Raw genomic sequence first — 15,493 nt, forward strand, 5'->3', positions numbered from 1 at the left:
CGGCGGCACAATGCCAGAGGCACACCATGCCTCATTGCTGCCAACTGTCGGATTTCACGGCCTGATTACTCGATATGAGATCCTTTTTTCATTTTCAAGCAAGCATCTTAAGTAAGCAACGCTACGTCAAATTATCCCCTATCGATTGTTTTATTCTTTTGAAATAACCTTTTTATCATTGTCAATATTTACAGTTAATTTGAAAACGGCAATTGATTTCAACGTAATGACCAAGCGACAGTGAGTCGGTGTCTTCAACAAGCGCCTGATTCTGAAAGCGAGATCTGACAGCTGTGACTGAAAAACACTCCGCCCCCCACGACATGCAATTGCGCATGGTGTCAACAGAAGTGCTTTATTCCGATGGGCGTTTTCTGGCGGCCGGGCCCGACATCATCGCCAGACTGAAGGCGAATGCGACCCAATCGCTTCGTAAGCGCTGCCGCTTGTGCTTTCACGCAACGGCAGAGGATCAGCAGCAGGAAATGCTCATCGTTATGCACCGTGACGCCTATATCCGCCCGCATAGACATGCCGGAAAGGTGGAAACGCTGACGGTGATTGAGGGAACCTGCGAGGCCCTGCTGTTTGACGGCGACGGCCATCTTTCGCAACGACTGGCGATGACGCCACCCCATGGCCCCGGCCACTTCTTCTATCGCATGCCCGAGGGCCAGTTTCATACACTGGCCTTTCAATCAGACTGGCTGGTGTTTCTCGAAACCACAGTGGGGCCGTTTGATCGAGCGGCGACGGAAGAGGCCCTCTGGTCTCCCCCCGAAACCGCCCCGGAGGCAGGTCGTGCCTATCTGCACAAGGTGTTGACCGCCCAAACGCAGGAGCGCAGATGACCTGTCTCATATGCGGCGCAGCGTCGCTGTCCAATGATCTCGATCTCGGATCACATCCGGTCTCCAGTCATTTTCTGCAAGAGCAAGATGCCAATGAGGTCCTCGTACCCGTACATTTAGCGCAATGCCATGGCTGCGGCACCATTCAATCAGCGCGCCTGCCTGCCGCCGCCGCTCTCGTCTCACCCTACAACTGGATCCGCGCCCGTGAGCCGGAAGACCATTTGAACGCCGTTGTGGAGCAGACCCTCTCGCTAACACCGCATCCGCAACGCGTGCTTGCACTGACCTACAAGGACGACACGATGCTGGAGCGTTTTGCCCAGCGCAATATCCTGCACTGTCGACGACTGGCTGCCGATGAAGATCTTGGCATCACGACTGAAAACGCGGGCATCGAAACCTTGCAAGATGCTCTGACGCCCGACGTCATCTCCCGGTGTGTGCGCAAGCATAGACACGCGGATATTCTGATCGTGCGCCGGGCGCTGGAACACGCGCATAAACCCGCCCAGTTCCTGCGCGCACTGGGCGAACTCATGTCGCACAACGGCCTTGCGATGCTGGAGGTCCCGGACTGCACGCCCTGCCTGATCCAGCGCGATTACACGCTGATCTGGGAAGAGAGAACCTTTTACCCCACGGCAAGCAGCCTGCCCGCCCTCCTGGCACTGGCAGGCCTTGAAGCTGTTTGGCAGGAGACCTACCCCGGCGCCTTTGAAAACTGCCATGTCGTGCTGGCTCGCAAACGTGATCCCCGCCTGAACGGAGTGCACCTGTCGTCACCACATCCGGACCAATTCGCTCTCTATGAGGATTATGTTCGCCAGTTTTCCGCAGATCGGACGGCGCTGCGCCAAACCTTGATCCATTTACGCAAGACGCAAGGCCGCATAGCGCTTTTTGGCGCAGGTCATCTTGCCTGCGCCTTTGCAAATTTCCTGTGTGTCGGCGATCTGATCGACTTCGTTGCCGACGACACGCCGCAAAAACAGGGCTTGTTTCTACCCGGTGCCCGCTTGCCGATCCTGCCATCTGAGGCGCTGGTCGAAAAGGGGATTGGCGTTTGCCTGCTCGCCCTTGCAATCCAAAACGAGGACAAGGTCATTGCCCGCAATGAGGCTTTCCGGGCCGCGGGCGGGCGCTTTCATTCAATTTTTCGCGCCAGCACCCGCTCTATTTTTGACGTCGCATACGATCCTTAAAGCTCGGCTTCCGCTTCAATTTCCACACGGTAATTGCCCGCAAGCTGGGCAACCTGAAGCAGCGTATTGGCGGGACGAATATCGGCAAAAAACCGACCATGCGCGACAGAAACCGCCTCTGTATCAGAAATATCTGTCAGATAAATTCGCGTGCGCACGACATCTTCCAAAGAGCCCCCGAGAGACGAAATCGATGCCGCGATCCGGTCAAGAATGAAGGTTGTCTGTGCAGCCGCATCGTCGGGCGCAACCACCCGGTCGCTCGCATGCGTCGCAGTTGTGCCAGACACATGGATTCGACTGCCCTTGCGTACAGCGCGACTGTAGCCCGCAATAGGCTCCCATTTAGTCCCCGAAGACACCCGCTGACGATCTGTTTGTCCCGGAACAGTTTCAGCTGCATAGACAGGCGGCAAGGCATCAAGATGATGGCTCAAATCGCCCGAGGCTGTCAAAAACGGTGGCTTGCGATATTCATCACCACAATCACCCGGAAGAGGTGTCATCTCCGCAAAGGCACTTTCCAGCAATGCGTAGTCTGCATCATCGAAGGCAAACGAAAAGACATTGAGATTGTCGCCGCGATGTTCGGATTCCGTGATGCGCGCGCCGATGATCGTGGCCGCGACCGCGGGCTGTTCCAGAACCCAACGGCTGGCGACATTCGAGATCGACACACCATGACGGCACGCCACCTGATCCGCAGCCCGCAGCAGAGTCTGGAAAGCGTTCCAGCCGCCAATTGTGTCGATGAAGCGCTTGTATTTCGACCGGCTCCAATCCGTGATCGCCTCAGGTTCAGGCTGATCCAGCCAACGGTTTGACAAGAACCCACCGCACAACGTGCCATACGCCAGAAGCTTGACGCCGAACTGACCGCAGACCTCCGACAGCGCACCAGCAGCCCTGCGATCCACCAGAGAGAAGGACACCTGGTTCGACACCAGAGAAATACCATCCGACAGCGCCAGACGCAGATGCGCAGCATCAAAATTCGTCACGCCCAGTGCCTTGATCAGACCTTCTGCCCGCAACTCCTCCAACTCATGCAAGGCGTCGAGCCAGCGTGGATCGTCAAAAGTCCACCAATGGAACTGCAAAAGATCAAGACTGTCCGTCCGCAGGCGCCGCAACCGGTCTTCAACCCCGGCGCGCACTACATCAGCCGTCATTGGTCCCGGTGCAGGGCACCATTTGGTGAAGGCACGGACACTGGCGGGGGTCGTATCACGCGATATCAGTTCACCCGTGATGACTTCGGCGCTGCCATAGTGGTCGGCCATATCGAAGCTGTCGAAGCCCGCAGCCACATAGGCGCTGAGACGATCCGCCGCCGCCTTCGGGTCCAGTGTCTCGCCATCTTTCTCCAGATCCGCCACCTGCCACAACCCGCAAACGAGGCGGCTGATATTCAGCCCAGCGGCCAGATCGATACGTTCTGGTTTACCCGGCATTGTCATGTCCTTTCGAGGAAACTTTGGAAGCAAGGCGTGACCCTTGCTGACGCAGCAGATGGCGAGAGACGATCCGCGTCTCTCCCAGAATGCCACGCGGGCGGAACAACAACACTACGCAAAGGGCAACACCGATCAAAACAATGCGCAAGGCAGCCGCTTGTGCCTGTGCATCAGAAGGAACGGCAACCGACACCAAGGTGCCCGAGAGCGCCCAAATGGCCCAGACGATCACCGCGCCGACAATAGCGCCGCGCATGTTGCCAGCCCCTCCGACAATCAACATGATCCAGACCTGAAAGGTCAGAATGGGCAGGTAATTGTCCGGCGCAATAAAGCCGATGAAATGTGCTTGTGCCGCGCCGCCAAGCCCCATGACAAAGCCACCGATGGCGAAAGCTTGCAAACGCAACCGTACCGGGCTCTTGCCCAAGGCGCGCGCCGCATCTTCATCCTCGCGCACCGCCCGCAACGCCCGGCCCCATGGCGAGCGAACCAAATGCTCCAGCGCCAGATAGACGCCAAGCACAAGCCCTACAAGCACGCCCAGATTGGCGAGACTGAAAGCAAACGCATGGCCGGTCAAGGACGCGAACGGACGAGGAATAAAACTGATGCCAAACGGACCACCGGTGATCGATTGCAAGTTCAACAAGCAAAGCTGGATCACAACAGATGCACCAAAAGTGGCGATGGCCAGATAATCAGCCCTTAGCCGCAAGGTCAGGCTGCCAACCAGAAACGTCAGAAACCCAGACACAAACCCGCCACCGAGCCAACCGACAACAATCGGTAGACCGAAACCACCGAGATGCCCGGCAGCAGCGGGCGTCGTCAGAATGGCGGAGACATAGGCGCCGACAGCGACAAACCCGGCAATGCCAACGTTGAACAGTCCGGTCTGGCCCCACTGCACATTCAGGCCCAGACAAATGACCGCATAGGTCAGCGCCATCGTCAGAAAGAACGCACCATAGCTCAGGAGATCAATCATCTTGCGACCTTTCCAAACAGGCCCTGCGGTCGCACCAGAAGCACAAGAATAAGAATGACAAAGGAAACACCCGCCCGCCATTCGGCGCCGACAAGCTGCACTGCAAAGGATTCCGCCAAGCCAACGATCAATCCAGCCAACATTGCACACAGGCACCGAGCCGATACCGCCCAAAATGGCTGCGGCAAACAGCGGCAACAACAGGTCAAAGCCCATCTGCGGACGGATCTGCACCACCAGACCGGACATAATTCCGGCGATGCAGGCAAGCATTGCACCAAGCACCCACACCAGCCGCACGACACCCCGGACATCAACCCCGGCGATGCTGGCAAGTTGCGGGTTTTCCGCAACTGCGCGCATGGACCGTCCGGCAGCGCTGCGCGTCAACAACAGATGCACCGCAATCACTGCGATAACGGCTAGGAGCAAGACAAGCAACTGATCCGGCGTAGCCCGCATCCCACCAAACAATGGCTTGGAGATCTGCAAGGCGCGCGAGAAATACGCAGGATTGGAGGTGTAGATAAACTCGATCAGGCTGCGTAGCGCCAGCGATGCACCGAAACTTGCCATCACCAGAATGATCATCGCCGACCCGCGCCTGCGCAAAGGCCCAAACAAAGCCGCATCGACCAGAAGCGCCAGCCCGGCAGTCAGTACCATGGCGACAGCGCCGCCTACCGGCAACGCCCAGCCAAAGGAGAAAGGACCAAGTGGCGTCAGACTGCCTGAAAAGACCAGGCCGACGCCTGCGGCCACAGTCATGGCCAGATAGGCTCCACAGGACAACAGCTCACCATGTGCAAAGTTGGCGAAACGCAAAATCGAATACGTCAGTGTCAATCCGATAGCGCCAAGGCCGATCATCGATCCATTGATCAGGCCGTTCATCAAGACTTGCAGGGTCATACGTCACGCTCCTTTGCGGAGGAAAACGCAGGCACACCGCCCAAATACAACTCGGCCACAACCGGATCATCCATCATATCCAGGGCACAGGCGTCATGGCGAATATCGCCCTCCACCAGAATGATGCCACGGTCTGCCAGTTGCAGCGCTATCTTGACGTTTTGCTCCACCAAAATCATGGTCACACCAGTTTCATTGATGCGGCGCAAATGCACAAAAACCTCGGAGACCATTCGCGGGGACAAACCGGCTGACGGCTCATCCAGAATGAGCACCGATGGATTGACGACGAGCGCCCTTGCCACCGCCAACAGCTGTCTTTGCCCACCAGACAGGCTCCCGGCCCGCAAGCGCGGCCGCGCGCCAAGGTCCGGAAAAAGCTCGTAGACGGCAGAAATACGTTCTTCCCGCTGCGCTTTCGGCAGAACCTGTGCTGCAAGGCGTAAATTGTCCTGGATCGTCAATGTGGCGAAGATATTTTCGGTTTGCGGTACAAAGGCCAGACCGTGGCGCAATTTCATATGCGCCGGGATGCGGGTGATGTCATCGCCTTCTAGATGGATCGTACCGGAACGCACGGGAACGACACCGGCGATGGCCTTCACCAGCGTGGATTTCCCCGCTCCATTCGGTCCCAGAAGCACCAGAAGTTCACCTTGCGCCACACTAAGATCGACGCCTTTCACGATGGGCAGATCCGGCTCATAGCCTGCAACAAGACTTTGCAATTGCAAGATGGAAGTCTGCGTCATGCGCTTTCTCCCAGGTAAGCCTGAATGACACGCGGGTCGCGCACCACCTGCCCCGGCAGCCCTTGTGCCAACTCCTGACCGGCGGCCATAACGACAACCCGGTTACACAGACGCGCCACCATGTCCATGTTGTGTTCGATCAGTAAAATGGTTTTGCCACGCTTGTTGAGGATCAGAATGCGCTCGATGATCTGCTCAAGCAGCGTCGGATTGACGCCCGCCGCCGGTTCATCCAGCAGGATGGTCCCCGGATCGGCCATGAGCAAACGTGCCAGTTCCAAAAGCTTGCGCTGTCCGCCGGACAGAATGCGGGCTGGTTCATTTTCCAGATGCGACAGCAGAAGAAAATCAAGGAGATCACGCGCCTTGTCGATGGCGGCTCGTTCCTCGCGCGCCACCCGCCCTGGTGAAAACAGCGCATGAAACACGGTCTCGCCGGACTGTTGCTGGGCCCCTGTAAGGACGTTTTCCAGCACCGTCATCTCGGCGAAAGGGCGCGGGATCTGAAAGCTGCGACCAATGCCTTGACGCAAACGCTTGTCGGCGCCCTGCCCGGTGATCTCCGTACCGCCCGCAAAAATCGCCCCTGTGTCAGGTTTCAAAACGCCTGCCAGCATGTTGAAAACAGTGGTTTTGCCCGCACCATTCGGACCGATAAGACCCAGAAGATCGCCCTGAAATAGGCTCAGACTCATCTCGTCAACCGCCTTTAACCCGCCGAACTCAATCGACAGGGACCGCCCTTCGAGCACCGGTTTTCTGCGTGTTTCTTCAGATCTCACAAGCTGAAACTTCCATCTTCTCTATTGTCTGGATGTCGGCCATAGGTTTTGCGACATCCAAGACCAAGCTCCTCTACATAAACCTAAATTCGATCTTTGATCAAAGATTATTGACAAGATTTGTCAAGCCCCGCAAACTTTCCCCTCTGGGGGAGAAGGAACACCTATGGTCGAGGTAAAGAAACGTAATGCGTCCAAGCTAGGCTCTGGTCCTTCGCGTGTCGAACGGTCTTCCTTGCAGACGCGTGTCTACACCGAACTGTGCCAGAGCCTGATGCACGGTGCGTTTGAAGCGGGTCAGGTCTTGCGGATGCAGACCTTGGCCGACACTCTGGACACCAGCGTCATGCCAGTGCGTGAGGCGCTGGCGCGGCTGGTTTCCGACAGCGCGCTTGAAGTTCTGCCCAGCAGATCCGTGCGCGTCCCTCTGATCACCCATAAGCGTATGGAGGATCTGGCGCGCACTCGATGCCTGATCGAGGGGGACCTGATTACTCTGGCGGCCCGCCACATCGACGAAGAAGCACTGGCGCGGCTGCGTCGACTTACCGTTGAATGCGAAAGCGCTTTCACCACGCCGGATGCGGCTCTTGCACGCAAGACTTCGGCTCTGAACTATGCTTTTCATTTTGAAGTCTACCGCGCTTCGCGCTCGGAAGTCCTGCTCCCCATCGTCAAGAGCCTTTGGTTGCAATCAGGCCCTTACGTGCGTGCCGCCGCCTCTCTTCACACGCTGTTTCCCAGTGAAAACGCCGTCCGTCATCACTGGCAGATCATTGAAGCGCTGTCGAAGCACGATGCCGAATGGGCACACGAGGAGTTGCTCGCCGACATTACCCAGTCGTTCAACCTCATTCGCCGCAATCTGGTCATGCAGCACACAGAGAAAGAGCACTCCTCTCATGACGCAGAAGAGGTTCTCCTCCATGAATGATGATACATTCGACCTTCACGATCTGCGGGTTGAGGTTGTTGTCCCGGACAATGGCGCCATTCATTGCGGGGCTAAGGTCGGCGACTACTTCGAGTTGCACGGCGAGATGCTGTACCTGCCCGAGGGACAAGGTTTCTCAATCTATTCGCTGGCAGCGCTGTTACCGCTGCTCCCCGCCAAGCAGCGGCCCACCCACCCGAATGACTGGATGAGCACCGACGCCGAAGTGGCCTGCCCAGATCCCAATTGCACCACCCGGTTTCGCATCATCCGTCAGGCAAAACGCACATTTCGCCATTCCGAAACCACAGCCGTTCCCTTGAAATGAAGAGCAAGTCCAACATGGCCCCTACCCGTTATAAACTCGCGCCTGATTATGAAATTTCCCGGGTCATTCGCGGTGGCTGGCAACTGGCGGGCGGACACGGGGAAGTCGACAAGGCCCAGGCGATCGAGGATCTGATAGCCACCGCCGATGCCGGCATTACCACATTCGACTGCGCTGACATTTACACCGGCGTCGAGGAAATCATCGGCGCTTTTCGCGCAGAGTATCGCAATCGTCGTGGCTAAGGACGCACTGGACCAGTTGCATGTGCACACCAAATGTGTGCCGGACCTTGCAAAGCTTTCAACTTTGACACGTGACAACTTGAAAGAAACCATCAACCGCTCCCGGACCCGTCTTGGCATGGAACGTCTCGATCTGGTTCAATTCCATTGGTGGGACTACACGGCGGACCACTGGCTGGAAGCAGGACAATGGCTGGAAGAGTTCCGCCAAGAGGGGCTCATCCGCTTTGTCAGCGGCACCAATTTCGACAGCGATCACGTCGAAACCCTAATCGAAAACGGCGTACCGATCCGTACAATGCAGGTGCAATACTCCCTGCTCGACCGACGCCCGGAACAACGAATGGCAATGCTTGCCGCACAGCATGGCTTCAACTTCCTGTGCTACGGCACCGTGGCGGGTGGCTTTCTCAGCGATACATGGCTGGGTCAGCCTGAACCGGGCGCAGAGCTGGAAAACCGGTCACTGACAAAATACCGCCTGATCATCGAGGACATCGGCGGCTGGGAGCTGTTTCAAGCCCTGCTGCACACGCTGCGCGAGATCGCCGATAGCCACGATAGCGACGTCGCAACCGTTGCCAGTGCGGCTGTTCTGGCCCGTCCTCATGTGGCCGGGGTCATTGTTGGAGCGCGCAACCGGGCACATCTCGCAGCCAATCTGGCCATAAGTTCGCTGATCCTGAATGAGACGGAATTACACCGCATTCAAAACGTTCTGGATCAAGGACAGATTCTGGCAGGCGACGTTTATGAGTTGGAGCGCGACCGCACAGGCCGGCACGGCGCGATCATGAAATACAATCTCAACAAGGAAGAAGCCTGAGAACTCAGGCCCTTGCCGCAAAAGATCCGGAGCCTTCCATTCGGGCACACGCGAAGAGACAACACAAAGGGGATGACGGGAATGAAGACATATCTTTTGGGAACAGTCATGTTGCTGGCCTCAATGGCCACTGCGGTGGCGGCCGACTGCAAGACAGAAGTCGGTCTGGTGCTCGAACTGACAGGGCCAGCCGGCCCCTATGGGCAGGCTGGAGCCAAGGCTATCGAAATGGCCTTCGATGATATGAACAAGGCGGGCGGTGTACACGGTTGTGAGATCGTAGCCGACACCCGCGACAGTCAGAGCCAGGGCACCGTCGCTGTCGATCAGGCAACGCAACTTGTAACCATCAAGAAAGTGCCCGTGATCATTGGCGGCATCATTTCATCCGTCACACTGCCAATCCTGACCTCGGTCACAGCGCCTGCCAAAGTGGTTCAGATCTCGCCAGCCTCATCATCGCCAACACTGACCGACCTAGGAAAACAAGGCAAGACCAACGGCTACTTCTTTCGCACCATCACCTCGGATGCGTTACAGGGAACAGCGGCTGCGAAATATGCGATCGACAAGGGCTTGAAGAAACTGGCCATCATCCACGTCAACAACGACTTTGGCGTCAACATGATGAAAGAATTCAGCAAGGCTTATAAGGCGCTCGGAGGCACCATCACCTCGGTAACGCCCTATAATGAAAAGCAGTCGAGCTATTCCTCGGAAGCCACCGCAGCGTTGGACGGCGATCCTCAGGGTCTGTATCTCATCAGCTACCCTGTCGACGGTGCAACGATCGCCCGCGCATGGTTGCAAAACGGCGGGCCACAGACCTTCCTGCTCAATGACGGCATGAACTCGGCCGAGTTCATCAAAGCTGTTGGCGCACAATACCTCAACAACGCTTACGGCACCTCCTCTGGAACGGCCGAGACCGCGTCAACGAAATACTTCTATTCCAAATTCAAGGCGTATTCCGGTGGTATTGATCCGGCGGCTCCCGCAGCAGACCGCTCCTATGATGCGGGAGCCATCGTGGCGCTTGCGATGGCCGAGGCTAAAACGGAAAAGCCGTCAGATATCCGCGATGCAATTCACGCCGTGGTCGCAGATGGCGGCACGCCGATTTACGCAGGACCGGATGAATTCAAGAAAGCCCTCAAATTGATCTCCGAAGGTAAGCCGATCAAATACGAAGGTGTCATCGGCCCGGTCGACTTTGACACATATGGCGACATCACCGGCCCCTTCCGTCTCTGGAAGATCACAGACGGCAAGGTCACGACCACCGGCCAGATGAGTGCCGAGGATGTCTCCAAGCTGAAAGCTGAAATCAGTAAATAAGCGCAACCGCATCAGCCATTCGAGCCGCGCCGTTTTGAAAACGGCGCGGCTTTTTTTGACAAGGAGGTAAATCCCGCCCTCATAATCAAATCAAGTGTTTGCCGACATCCTGTTGCGCCGTATCGTCGTGGCAGGTTTAAACCTGCCGTCGCTTTAGCTGTTCAGTTCCGGAGAGTTTCATGTTCGATCTCATCATCCGCAATGCCAATTTACCCGATGGCCGCAAGGCGCAGGATATCGGCATCAAAGCCGGGCTGATCACCGCGATTGCAGCCGCCCTGCCCGCCAGCGAGGGCATACAGGAGATCAATGCAACGGACCGTCTGGTGACACCACCTTTCGTTGATCCGCATTTCCACATGGATGCGACCCTGTCACTGGGGAAGCCACGGATGAATGTCTCCGGCACCCTGCTGGAAGGCATTGCCCTGTGGGGCGAGTTGAGACCTATACTGACACGCGAAGAACTGGTCGAGCGTGCCTTGCGCTACTGCGATCTGGCCGTTTCCCAAGGTCTTCTGCATATCCGCAGCCATGTTGACACCTCTGATCCGCGCCTTGTGACCGTGGAGGCAATGCTGGAGGTCAAAGAGGCTATTGCGCCTTACATTGACCTGCAACTCGTCGCTTTTCCGCAAGATGGCTACTACCGCTCACCGGAAGGCGTGAGTGCATTGACCCGGGCACTCGACATGGGCGTCGATGTGGTTGGTGGTATTCCGCACTTCGAGCGCACCATGGAAGACGGGCGCAGATCTGTTGAATCCCTGTGCCGTCTGGCAGCGGATCGCGGTTTGCCTGTCGACATCCATTGCGATGAGACCGATGATCCGATGTCCCGTCACGTTGAGACACTGGCTGCTGAAACCATCCGCTTCGGCCTCCAGGGGCGCTCTACCGGGTCTCATCTCACGTCCATGCATTCCATGGACAATTATTACGTTTCAAAGCTGATCCCCTTGATGGCTGAGGCACAGCTCAATGTGACGCCTAACCCGTTGATCAACATCATGTTGCAAGGGCGACACGACACCTATCCCAAACGGCGTGGCCTGACCCGCATCCGCGAACTCATGGCTGCGGGCCTCAACGTATCTCTGGGACATGATTGCGTGATGGATCCCTGGTATTCCATGGGGTCTGGCGACATGTTGGAAGTCGGGCACATGGCCATTCACGTCGCACAAATGGCAGGCATCGACGAGAAGAAACAGATTTTCGATGCGTTGACAGTCAATTCAGCCCGCACCCTGCAACTGGAAGGCTACGGCCTTGAGGTGGGATGCAAGGCGAATATGGTCATTCTTCAGGCTGCCAATGTGCAGGAGGCTCTGCGGCTCAAGCCCAACCGTCTGTTCGTCTTACGCAATGGCACCATTATCTCGGAAACCGCCCCACGCCTTGGCAGATTGTCCTTGCCGGGCCGCCCCGTCAGCATTGATCCGGGCCTCGATTATGTCCCCGGCCACCCATCTGACTGATCCCGTTTGAGGATTGTGCCGAACCTTATGAAAAAACCCCGGCAAGCCGTGAGGCTGCCGGGGCAAGTGCAGTCTGAACAAAAGGAAAATCAGACCGCGCAGGGCATTGGAGACCCATTGCTTGAGGCGGATCAAACGCCCGGCGACCATGAGCCAGTCCAGTGAACTCAGTCGCAAGACGTCTGACTGGCCCTCCTAGGCCCTGACTTCCCGCCGCTGGAACACGACATAAGACAGCGTGAACAGCAGCAGCATTCCCGCCACCAGTGCCGGCAATCTGCGGCCAGATAATGCGAATGCTTTCCCATGTTTGCAGCGGCGCACCCATGACGGCGCCCTGCATCTGATTGATGAAGATCGGGCCCACTGACCGCGAACTCGGATCCAGCAACATGCGTGAGACTTCGCCATAAAGCACGGCTGGCGAGACACGTGACAGGCCCTGTATCCAGAGCATATTGATGAATGACCGTGATCGGATTATAGGGATCGACCGGTGAAATCACATTGGCGAGGAACGGCACGATCATCTGCCAGAACAGCGAGAAGATCAGCCACACGGCCAACGCGGCCAGTGCTGATGTCGCCGCCTGCTTGGTAAGCGTCGAGAACGCCATCGCCAGTGCCAACCAGACCCCGGCGTAGGCCAGAGTTGCCAGCAGATAGACCAGCCCTCGCGCCACATCAGCGGCAGACGGCGGCAGTCCCAAGAGGACAATGCCAAGGCCAACCATCAACAACCACAGCGTGACTAGGGCGATGGCAATGACGAGCAACCCTCCAAGGAACTTACCGAAAAGCACGGCATCCCGGTAGATCGGCTGGGCCAGAATGCGGCTCATTGTCCGACGCCCGAACTCGCCATTGACCGCATCAAAGCCAAGTGCGATCGCCACCAGCGGCAACAGAAAACTCATGAAGCTGGCAAACGAGGGCAAGGGTTTCTGCGCCACGGTAAAGAGCTTCAGGAACAGGAAGGCATCCTGTGCCGTCGTCGCCTTGATCTGATTGATCGCGGCATAGACCGCTCCGGCCGCAGTCAAAAGCACCAGCAACATGATCAGGTGCATGCGCGCACTGGTCATGTGATCCGCAGCCTCTTTCAAGGCGACGGTCATGACACCTTTGAGAGGAGAACCTGAACGCTGTTTCATTGATCCGCCTCCTTGAAGAACCGTGAGTATGCCTCACCCAAGGTGATGCGATGCGCATCAAGCCCGGTGAGAAGACCGCCATGCGCCAGGATCGCGGTGGCAAGTTCGGCCCGGATGTCATGCGTCGCGGACACCTGCCAACGACCCTCCTCCAGCGGCACAATGGCCTTGATGCCATGGGAACCGCCTCCGTCATGGTGACAAGATCGACGGATTCTGCCGACACATCACACCGGAAAAGACCATCCGTGACTTGTGTTGCCAGTTCCGGCACCGTACCGACAAAGCCGATACGCCCCCGGTTGAACAACGCCACCCGTGTGCAAATGGATTGCACAACATCAAGCAAATGCGATGACACGAGCACCGTCATGCCATCACGGGCAAAGCCACGGATGATCTCCAAAAGCTCGTCCGTGGAGCGTGGATCGAGCCCGGAGGTCGGCTCATCAAGGATCGCCACGCGGCAATCCCGCATGACCAGTTCGGCAAGACCGAGCCTTTGCCGCATACCGCGTGAATAGGTCGACACACGACGTTCGGCCACATTGGCAAGTTGAACCCGGCCTAGCGCCGCCATGATACGGTCATCGACATCCGCATTGACAATACCGCCAAGCTTGGCCGTATACCGCAGGTTTTCCAGCCCCGTCAGATTGTCGTAAAACCCAACGGCATCGGGCATGTAGCCCACCTGTTGCTTCACCTTGAGCGGATTGCGCAAGGGATCTGTCTCAAGCACCCGCACTGTTCCAGAGGACGGTTCTGTCAAACCCAGCAACATCAAGATGGTTGTCGTTTTGCCCGCCCCATTGGGGCCCAGCAAACCAATAACCTCGCCTTCCTCCACCGTGAGATCGACTCCGTCGACGACGGTGGAGCGGCCATAGCGCTTGGAAAGCCCTATGGCCTCGATCACCCGCTGGCTCATCGACGACCGTAGCGGAAGACCGCACCAACCAGGATCAGCAAGGCAATTGCGATAATGCCGACGCCGACAATGCCCCAAATGGTGGAGGTTTCAACCGTCACCCGAAACTGATCATGATCCGCCGAGCCATCGGCGCGCGCATTTAGGTTGACCATATAGTCACCCGCAATAGCCTTACCCGCAGGCTGCACATGCAAGGTCACCTTCTGCGAGGCTCCCGGCTTCAGACTGGGCAGGGTCTGCGGATCAAAACTGACCTTCCAACCCGACGATGCACTCGCAGTCAGCTTGACCTGCTTGGCCGGTGCGCTGCCGGTATTGGTAATGCTGAAGGGGAAGGTTGTCTGCTTGCCTGCGACGGCCTGCCCACTCAGACGACCTTCTGCACCGGCAAGATCCAGTTTGGGAGCGCCTGTCACCTGCAATTTGACCTGAGCCTTGGCGGAGGCTGCATCCGGCCCCGCAGTGGCCGACACACCGATGGGATAGGCACCAGCAGAGACACCCTGCCCCGGCTGGACTTCCAACGTAATGTCTTCGCTTTGTCCCGCCTTCACCGGTACGCCGGTGATCTCGGCAGAGCCATAACCATGCTTGAAATCTGCCTGAAATCCATCGGGAACATCGGCGTTCAGATTGAACAGAGCGTCTTTGGTGCCGCCGTTCGTCAACTTCATCTTGTATTTGAAAGTGGTTTTGGCAGTCCCGCGCAGGTTCGGCAACTCGGGCACCAGCTTGGTTTCACCGACCTTCACATCGGCCAGCTTGACGCTGAGAGGAAGCTTGATCAATCCCTGTGCCGTTTTGGCGTCCACTTCAAAACTATAGCTTTGCTGCGTGGCCTTGTTGGACGGCAAAACCTGCAAGGTCAGGCTGTCTGTCTTGCTCGGCAGGACCATGGAAGAGGACACCTGCGACCCCATGGCCTTCAAGGTGTAATTCCAATCCTTTGGCAGTCCTTTGACGGTGTAAGTCGCCCGTTGCGGACGTGTCGTGTCATTAAGGAGTTGCAACGAGAAATGAGCATTTTTGCCCGGCGCCACAGCAACATCCGGATGATCGGCGGTAAACCAGACCTGATGTGCATCGCTGGAGGCATCGGTCCCGGACGTCTGCGAAGCAGTAGTCGTCGGGCTCGCCGCCATGGCAGCTTTCGGCGTGCCGGATGTCGTATCTTGTGAGGTGGTGTCCTGCGCAAAGGCAGAGGTCGCCGCCACTGCGGGAAGCGAAATCAGAATGGCACCAGCCAGAGCGGCTCTTGCGCCAGAAAGAGACTGTTTCATGGGATCCTCATTGGCAATCATGA

At 57.3% G+C, this 15,493-nt stretch carries 12 protein-coding genes and 3 pseudogenes; 7 read left to right on the forward strand and 8 right to left on the reverse strand.

The window, feature by feature from the left end; genetic code table 11:
* The first annotated feature begins 335 nt into the window (after positions 1 to 335).
* Positions 336 to 851, forward strand: a complete 516-nt coding sequence (locus AC0L7U_RS07175; protein ID WP_473694923.1) for a WbuC family cupin fold metalloprotein — start codon at positions 336 to 338, stop codon at positions 849 to 851.
* Positions 848 to 2,056 (forward strand): hypothetical protein, encoded by a 1,209-nt coding sequence (locus AC0L7U_RS07180; RefSeq protein WP_473694925.1) that lies wholly within the window; start codon positions 848 to 850, stop codon positions 2,054 to 2,056. Before AC0L7U_RS07175 ends, AC0L7U_RS07180 begins: the two co-directional genes overlap by 4 nt.
* On the opposite strand, the gene AC0L7U_RS07185 is transcribed toward AC0L7U_RS07180, so the two are convergent.
* From AC0L7U_RS07185 to AC0L7U_RS07205, 5 genes and pseudogenes are all read right to left on the reverse strand, one after another.
* Positions 2,053 to 3,510: an aldo/keto reductase gene (locus AC0L7U_RS07185; RefSeq protein ID WP_473694927.1), complete on the reverse strand. Its 1,458-nt coding sequence runs from the start codon at positions 3,508 to 3,510 to the stop codon at positions 2,053 to 2,055. The two genes, AC0L7U_RS07180 and AC0L7U_RS07185, sit on opposite strands and share 4 nt — an antisense overlap.
* Positions 3,500 to 4,504 (reverse strand): branched-chain amino acid ABC transporter permease, encoded by a 1,005-nt coding sequence (locus AC0L7U_RS07190; protein ID WP_473694929.1) that lies wholly within the window; start codon positions 4,502 to 4,504, stop codon positions 3,500 to 3,502. The genes AC0L7U_RS07185 and AC0L7U_RS07190 overlap by 11 nt, the downstream gene beginning before the upstream one ends.
* Positions 4,501 to 5,416, reverse strand: a pseudogene (locus AC0L7U_RS07195) (branched-chain amino acid ABC transporter permease). Before AC0L7U_RS07195 ends, AC0L7U_RS07190 begins: the two are co-directional and overlap by 4 nt.
* The gene (locus AC0L7U_RS07200; RefSeq protein WP_473694931.1) at positions 5,413 to 6,168 is read right to left on the reverse strand and encodes an ABC transporter ATP-binding protein; all 756 of its coding nucleotides are present in this window, start codon (positions 6,166 to 6,168) and stop codon (positions 5,413 to 5,415) included. The pseudogene AC0L7U_RS07195 and the gene AC0L7U_RS07200 overlap by 4 nt, the downstream one beginning before the upstream one ends.
* Entirely contained in the window at positions 6,165 to 6,863 is a 699-nt protein-coding gene (locus AC0L7U_RS07205) for an ABC transporter ATP-binding protein (protein ID WP_473694933.1), read from the reverse strand. The genes AC0L7U_RS07200 and AC0L7U_RS07205 overlap by 4 nt, the downstream gene beginning before the upstream one ends.
* 253 nt (positions 6,864 to 7,116) lie before the next feature.
* Here AC0L7U_RS07205 and AC0L7U_RS07210 point away from each other — a divergent pair, with 253 nt between their 5' ends.
* The 5 genes and pseudogenes from AC0L7U_RS07210 to AC0L7U_RS07230 all read left to right on the forward strand — a co-directional run bounded on the left by AC0L7U_RS07210 (position 7,117) and on the right by AC0L7U_RS07230 (position 12,102).
* On the forward strand, positions 7,117 to 7,884 hold the full coding sequence (locus tag AC0L7U_RS07210; protein ID WP_473694935.1) for a GntR family transcriptional regulator: 768 nt from the start codon (positions 7,117 to 7,119) through the stop codon (positions 7,882 to 7,884).
* Entirely contained in the window at positions 7,877 to 8,212 is a 336-nt protein-coding gene (locus tag AC0L7U_RS07215; RefSeq protein ID WP_473694936.1) for a TIGR04076 family protein, read from the forward strand. Before AC0L7U_RS07210 ends, AC0L7U_RS07215 begins: the two co-directional genes overlap by 8 nt.
* A gap of 14 nt (positions 8,213 to 8,226) precedes the next feature.
* Positions 8,227 to 9,283: pseudogene (locus AC0L7U_RS07220) on the forward strand (aldo/keto reductase).
* Between the two features lie 81 nt (positions 9,284 to 9,364).
* A complete protein-coding gene (locus AC0L7U_RS07225) occupies positions 9,365 to 10,621 on the forward strand; it encodes an ABC transporter substrate-binding protein (protein ID WP_473694938.1) in 1,257 nt (418 codons plus the stop codon).
* Between the two features lie 179 nt (positions 10,622 to 10,800).
* The gene (locus AC0L7U_RS07230) at positions 10,801 to 12,102 is read left to right on the forward strand and encodes an amidohydrolase family protein (RefSeq protein WP_473694940.1); all 1,302 of its coding nucleotides are present in this window, start codon (positions 10,801 to 10,803) and stop codon (positions 12,100 to 12,102) included.
* A 167-nt stretch (positions 12,103 to 12,269) separates the two neighbouring features.
* Here AC0L7U_RS07230 and AC0L7U_RS07235 read toward each other — a convergent pair whose 3' ends face one another.
* The 3 genes and pseudogenes from AC0L7U_RS07235 to AC0L7U_RS07245 form a co-directional block, all read right to left on the reverse strand.
* Positions 12,270 to 13,256: an ABC transporter permease gene (locus tag AC0L7U_RS07235; RefSeq protein WP_473694942.1), complete on the reverse strand. Its 987-nt coding sequence runs from the start codon at positions 13,254 to 13,256 to the stop codon at positions 12,270 to 12,272.
* A 409-nt stretch (positions 13,257 to 13,665) separates the two neighbouring features.
* Positions 13,666 to 14,187, reverse strand: a pseudogene (locus AC0L7U_RS07240) (ABC transporter ATP-binding protein); the annotation flags it as partial.
* Positions 14,184 to 15,470 carry a COG1470 family protein gene (locus AC0L7U_RS07245; protein ID WP_473694944.1) on the reverse strand — a complete coding sequence of 429 codons (1,287 nt, stop codon included), beginning with the start codon at positions 15,468 to 15,470 and terminating at the stop codon, positions 14,184 to 14,186. The gene AC0L7U_RS07245 and the pseudogene AC0L7U_RS07240, both read right to left, overlap by 4 nt.
* Positions 15,471 to 15,493: the final 23 nt, after the last annotated feature.

The organism is Roseibium sp. 10G30-5 (genome assembly GCF_055809635.1).

Bases quoted from the DNA above. Each gene is read 5' to 3' on its own strand.
- AC0L7U_RS07185 (WP_473694927.1), bottom strand. From the start codon at position 3,510: ATGCCGGGTAAACCAGAACGTATCGATCTGGCCGCTGGGCTGAATATC.
- AC0L7U_RS07235 (WP_473694942.1), bottom strand. From the start codon at position 13,256: ATGAAACAGCGTTCAGGTTCTCCTCTCAAAGGTGTCATGACCGTCGCC.
- AC0L7U_RS07225 (WP_473694938.1), top strand. From the start codon at position 9,365: ATGAAGACATATCTTTTGGGAACAGTCATGTTGCTGGCCTCAATGGCC.
- AC0L7U_RS07210 (WP_473694935.1), top strand. From the start codon at position 7,117: ATGGTCGAGGTAAAGAAACGTAATGCGTCCAAGCTAGGCTCTGGTCCT.
- AC0L7U_RS07215 (WP_473694936.1), top strand. From the start codon at position 7,877: ATGAATGATGATACATTCGACCTTCACGATCTGCGGGTTGAGGTTGTT.
- AC0L7U_RS07200 (WP_473694931.1), bottom strand. From the start codon at position 6,168: ATGACGCAGACTTCCATCTTGCAATTGCAAAGTCTTGTTGCAGGCTAT.
- AC0L7U_RS07205 (WP_473694933.1), bottom strand. From the start codon at position 6,863: ATGAGTCTGAGCCTATTTCAGGGCGATCTTCTGGGTCTTATCGGTCCG.
- AC0L7U_RS07175 (WP_473694923.1), top strand. From the start codon at position 336: ATGGTGTCAACAGAAGTGCTTTATTCCGATGGGCGTTTTCTGGCGGCC.
- AC0L7U_RS07190 (WP_473694929.1), bottom strand. From the start codon at position 4,504: ATGATTGATCTCCTGAGCTATGGTGCGTTCTTTCTGACGATGGCGCTG.
- AC0L7U_RS07230 (WP_473694940.1), top strand. From the start codon at position 10,801: ATGTTCGATCTCATCATCCGCAATGCCAATTTACCCGATGGCCGCAAG.
- AC0L7U_RS07245 (WP_473694944.1), bottom strand. From the start codon at position 15,470: ATGAAACAGTCTCTTTCTGGCGCAAGAGCCGCTCTGGCTGGTGCCATT.
- AC0L7U_RS07180 (WP_473694925.1), top strand. From the start codon at position 848: ATGACCTGTCTCATATGCGGCGCAGCGTCGCTGTCCAATGATCTCGAT.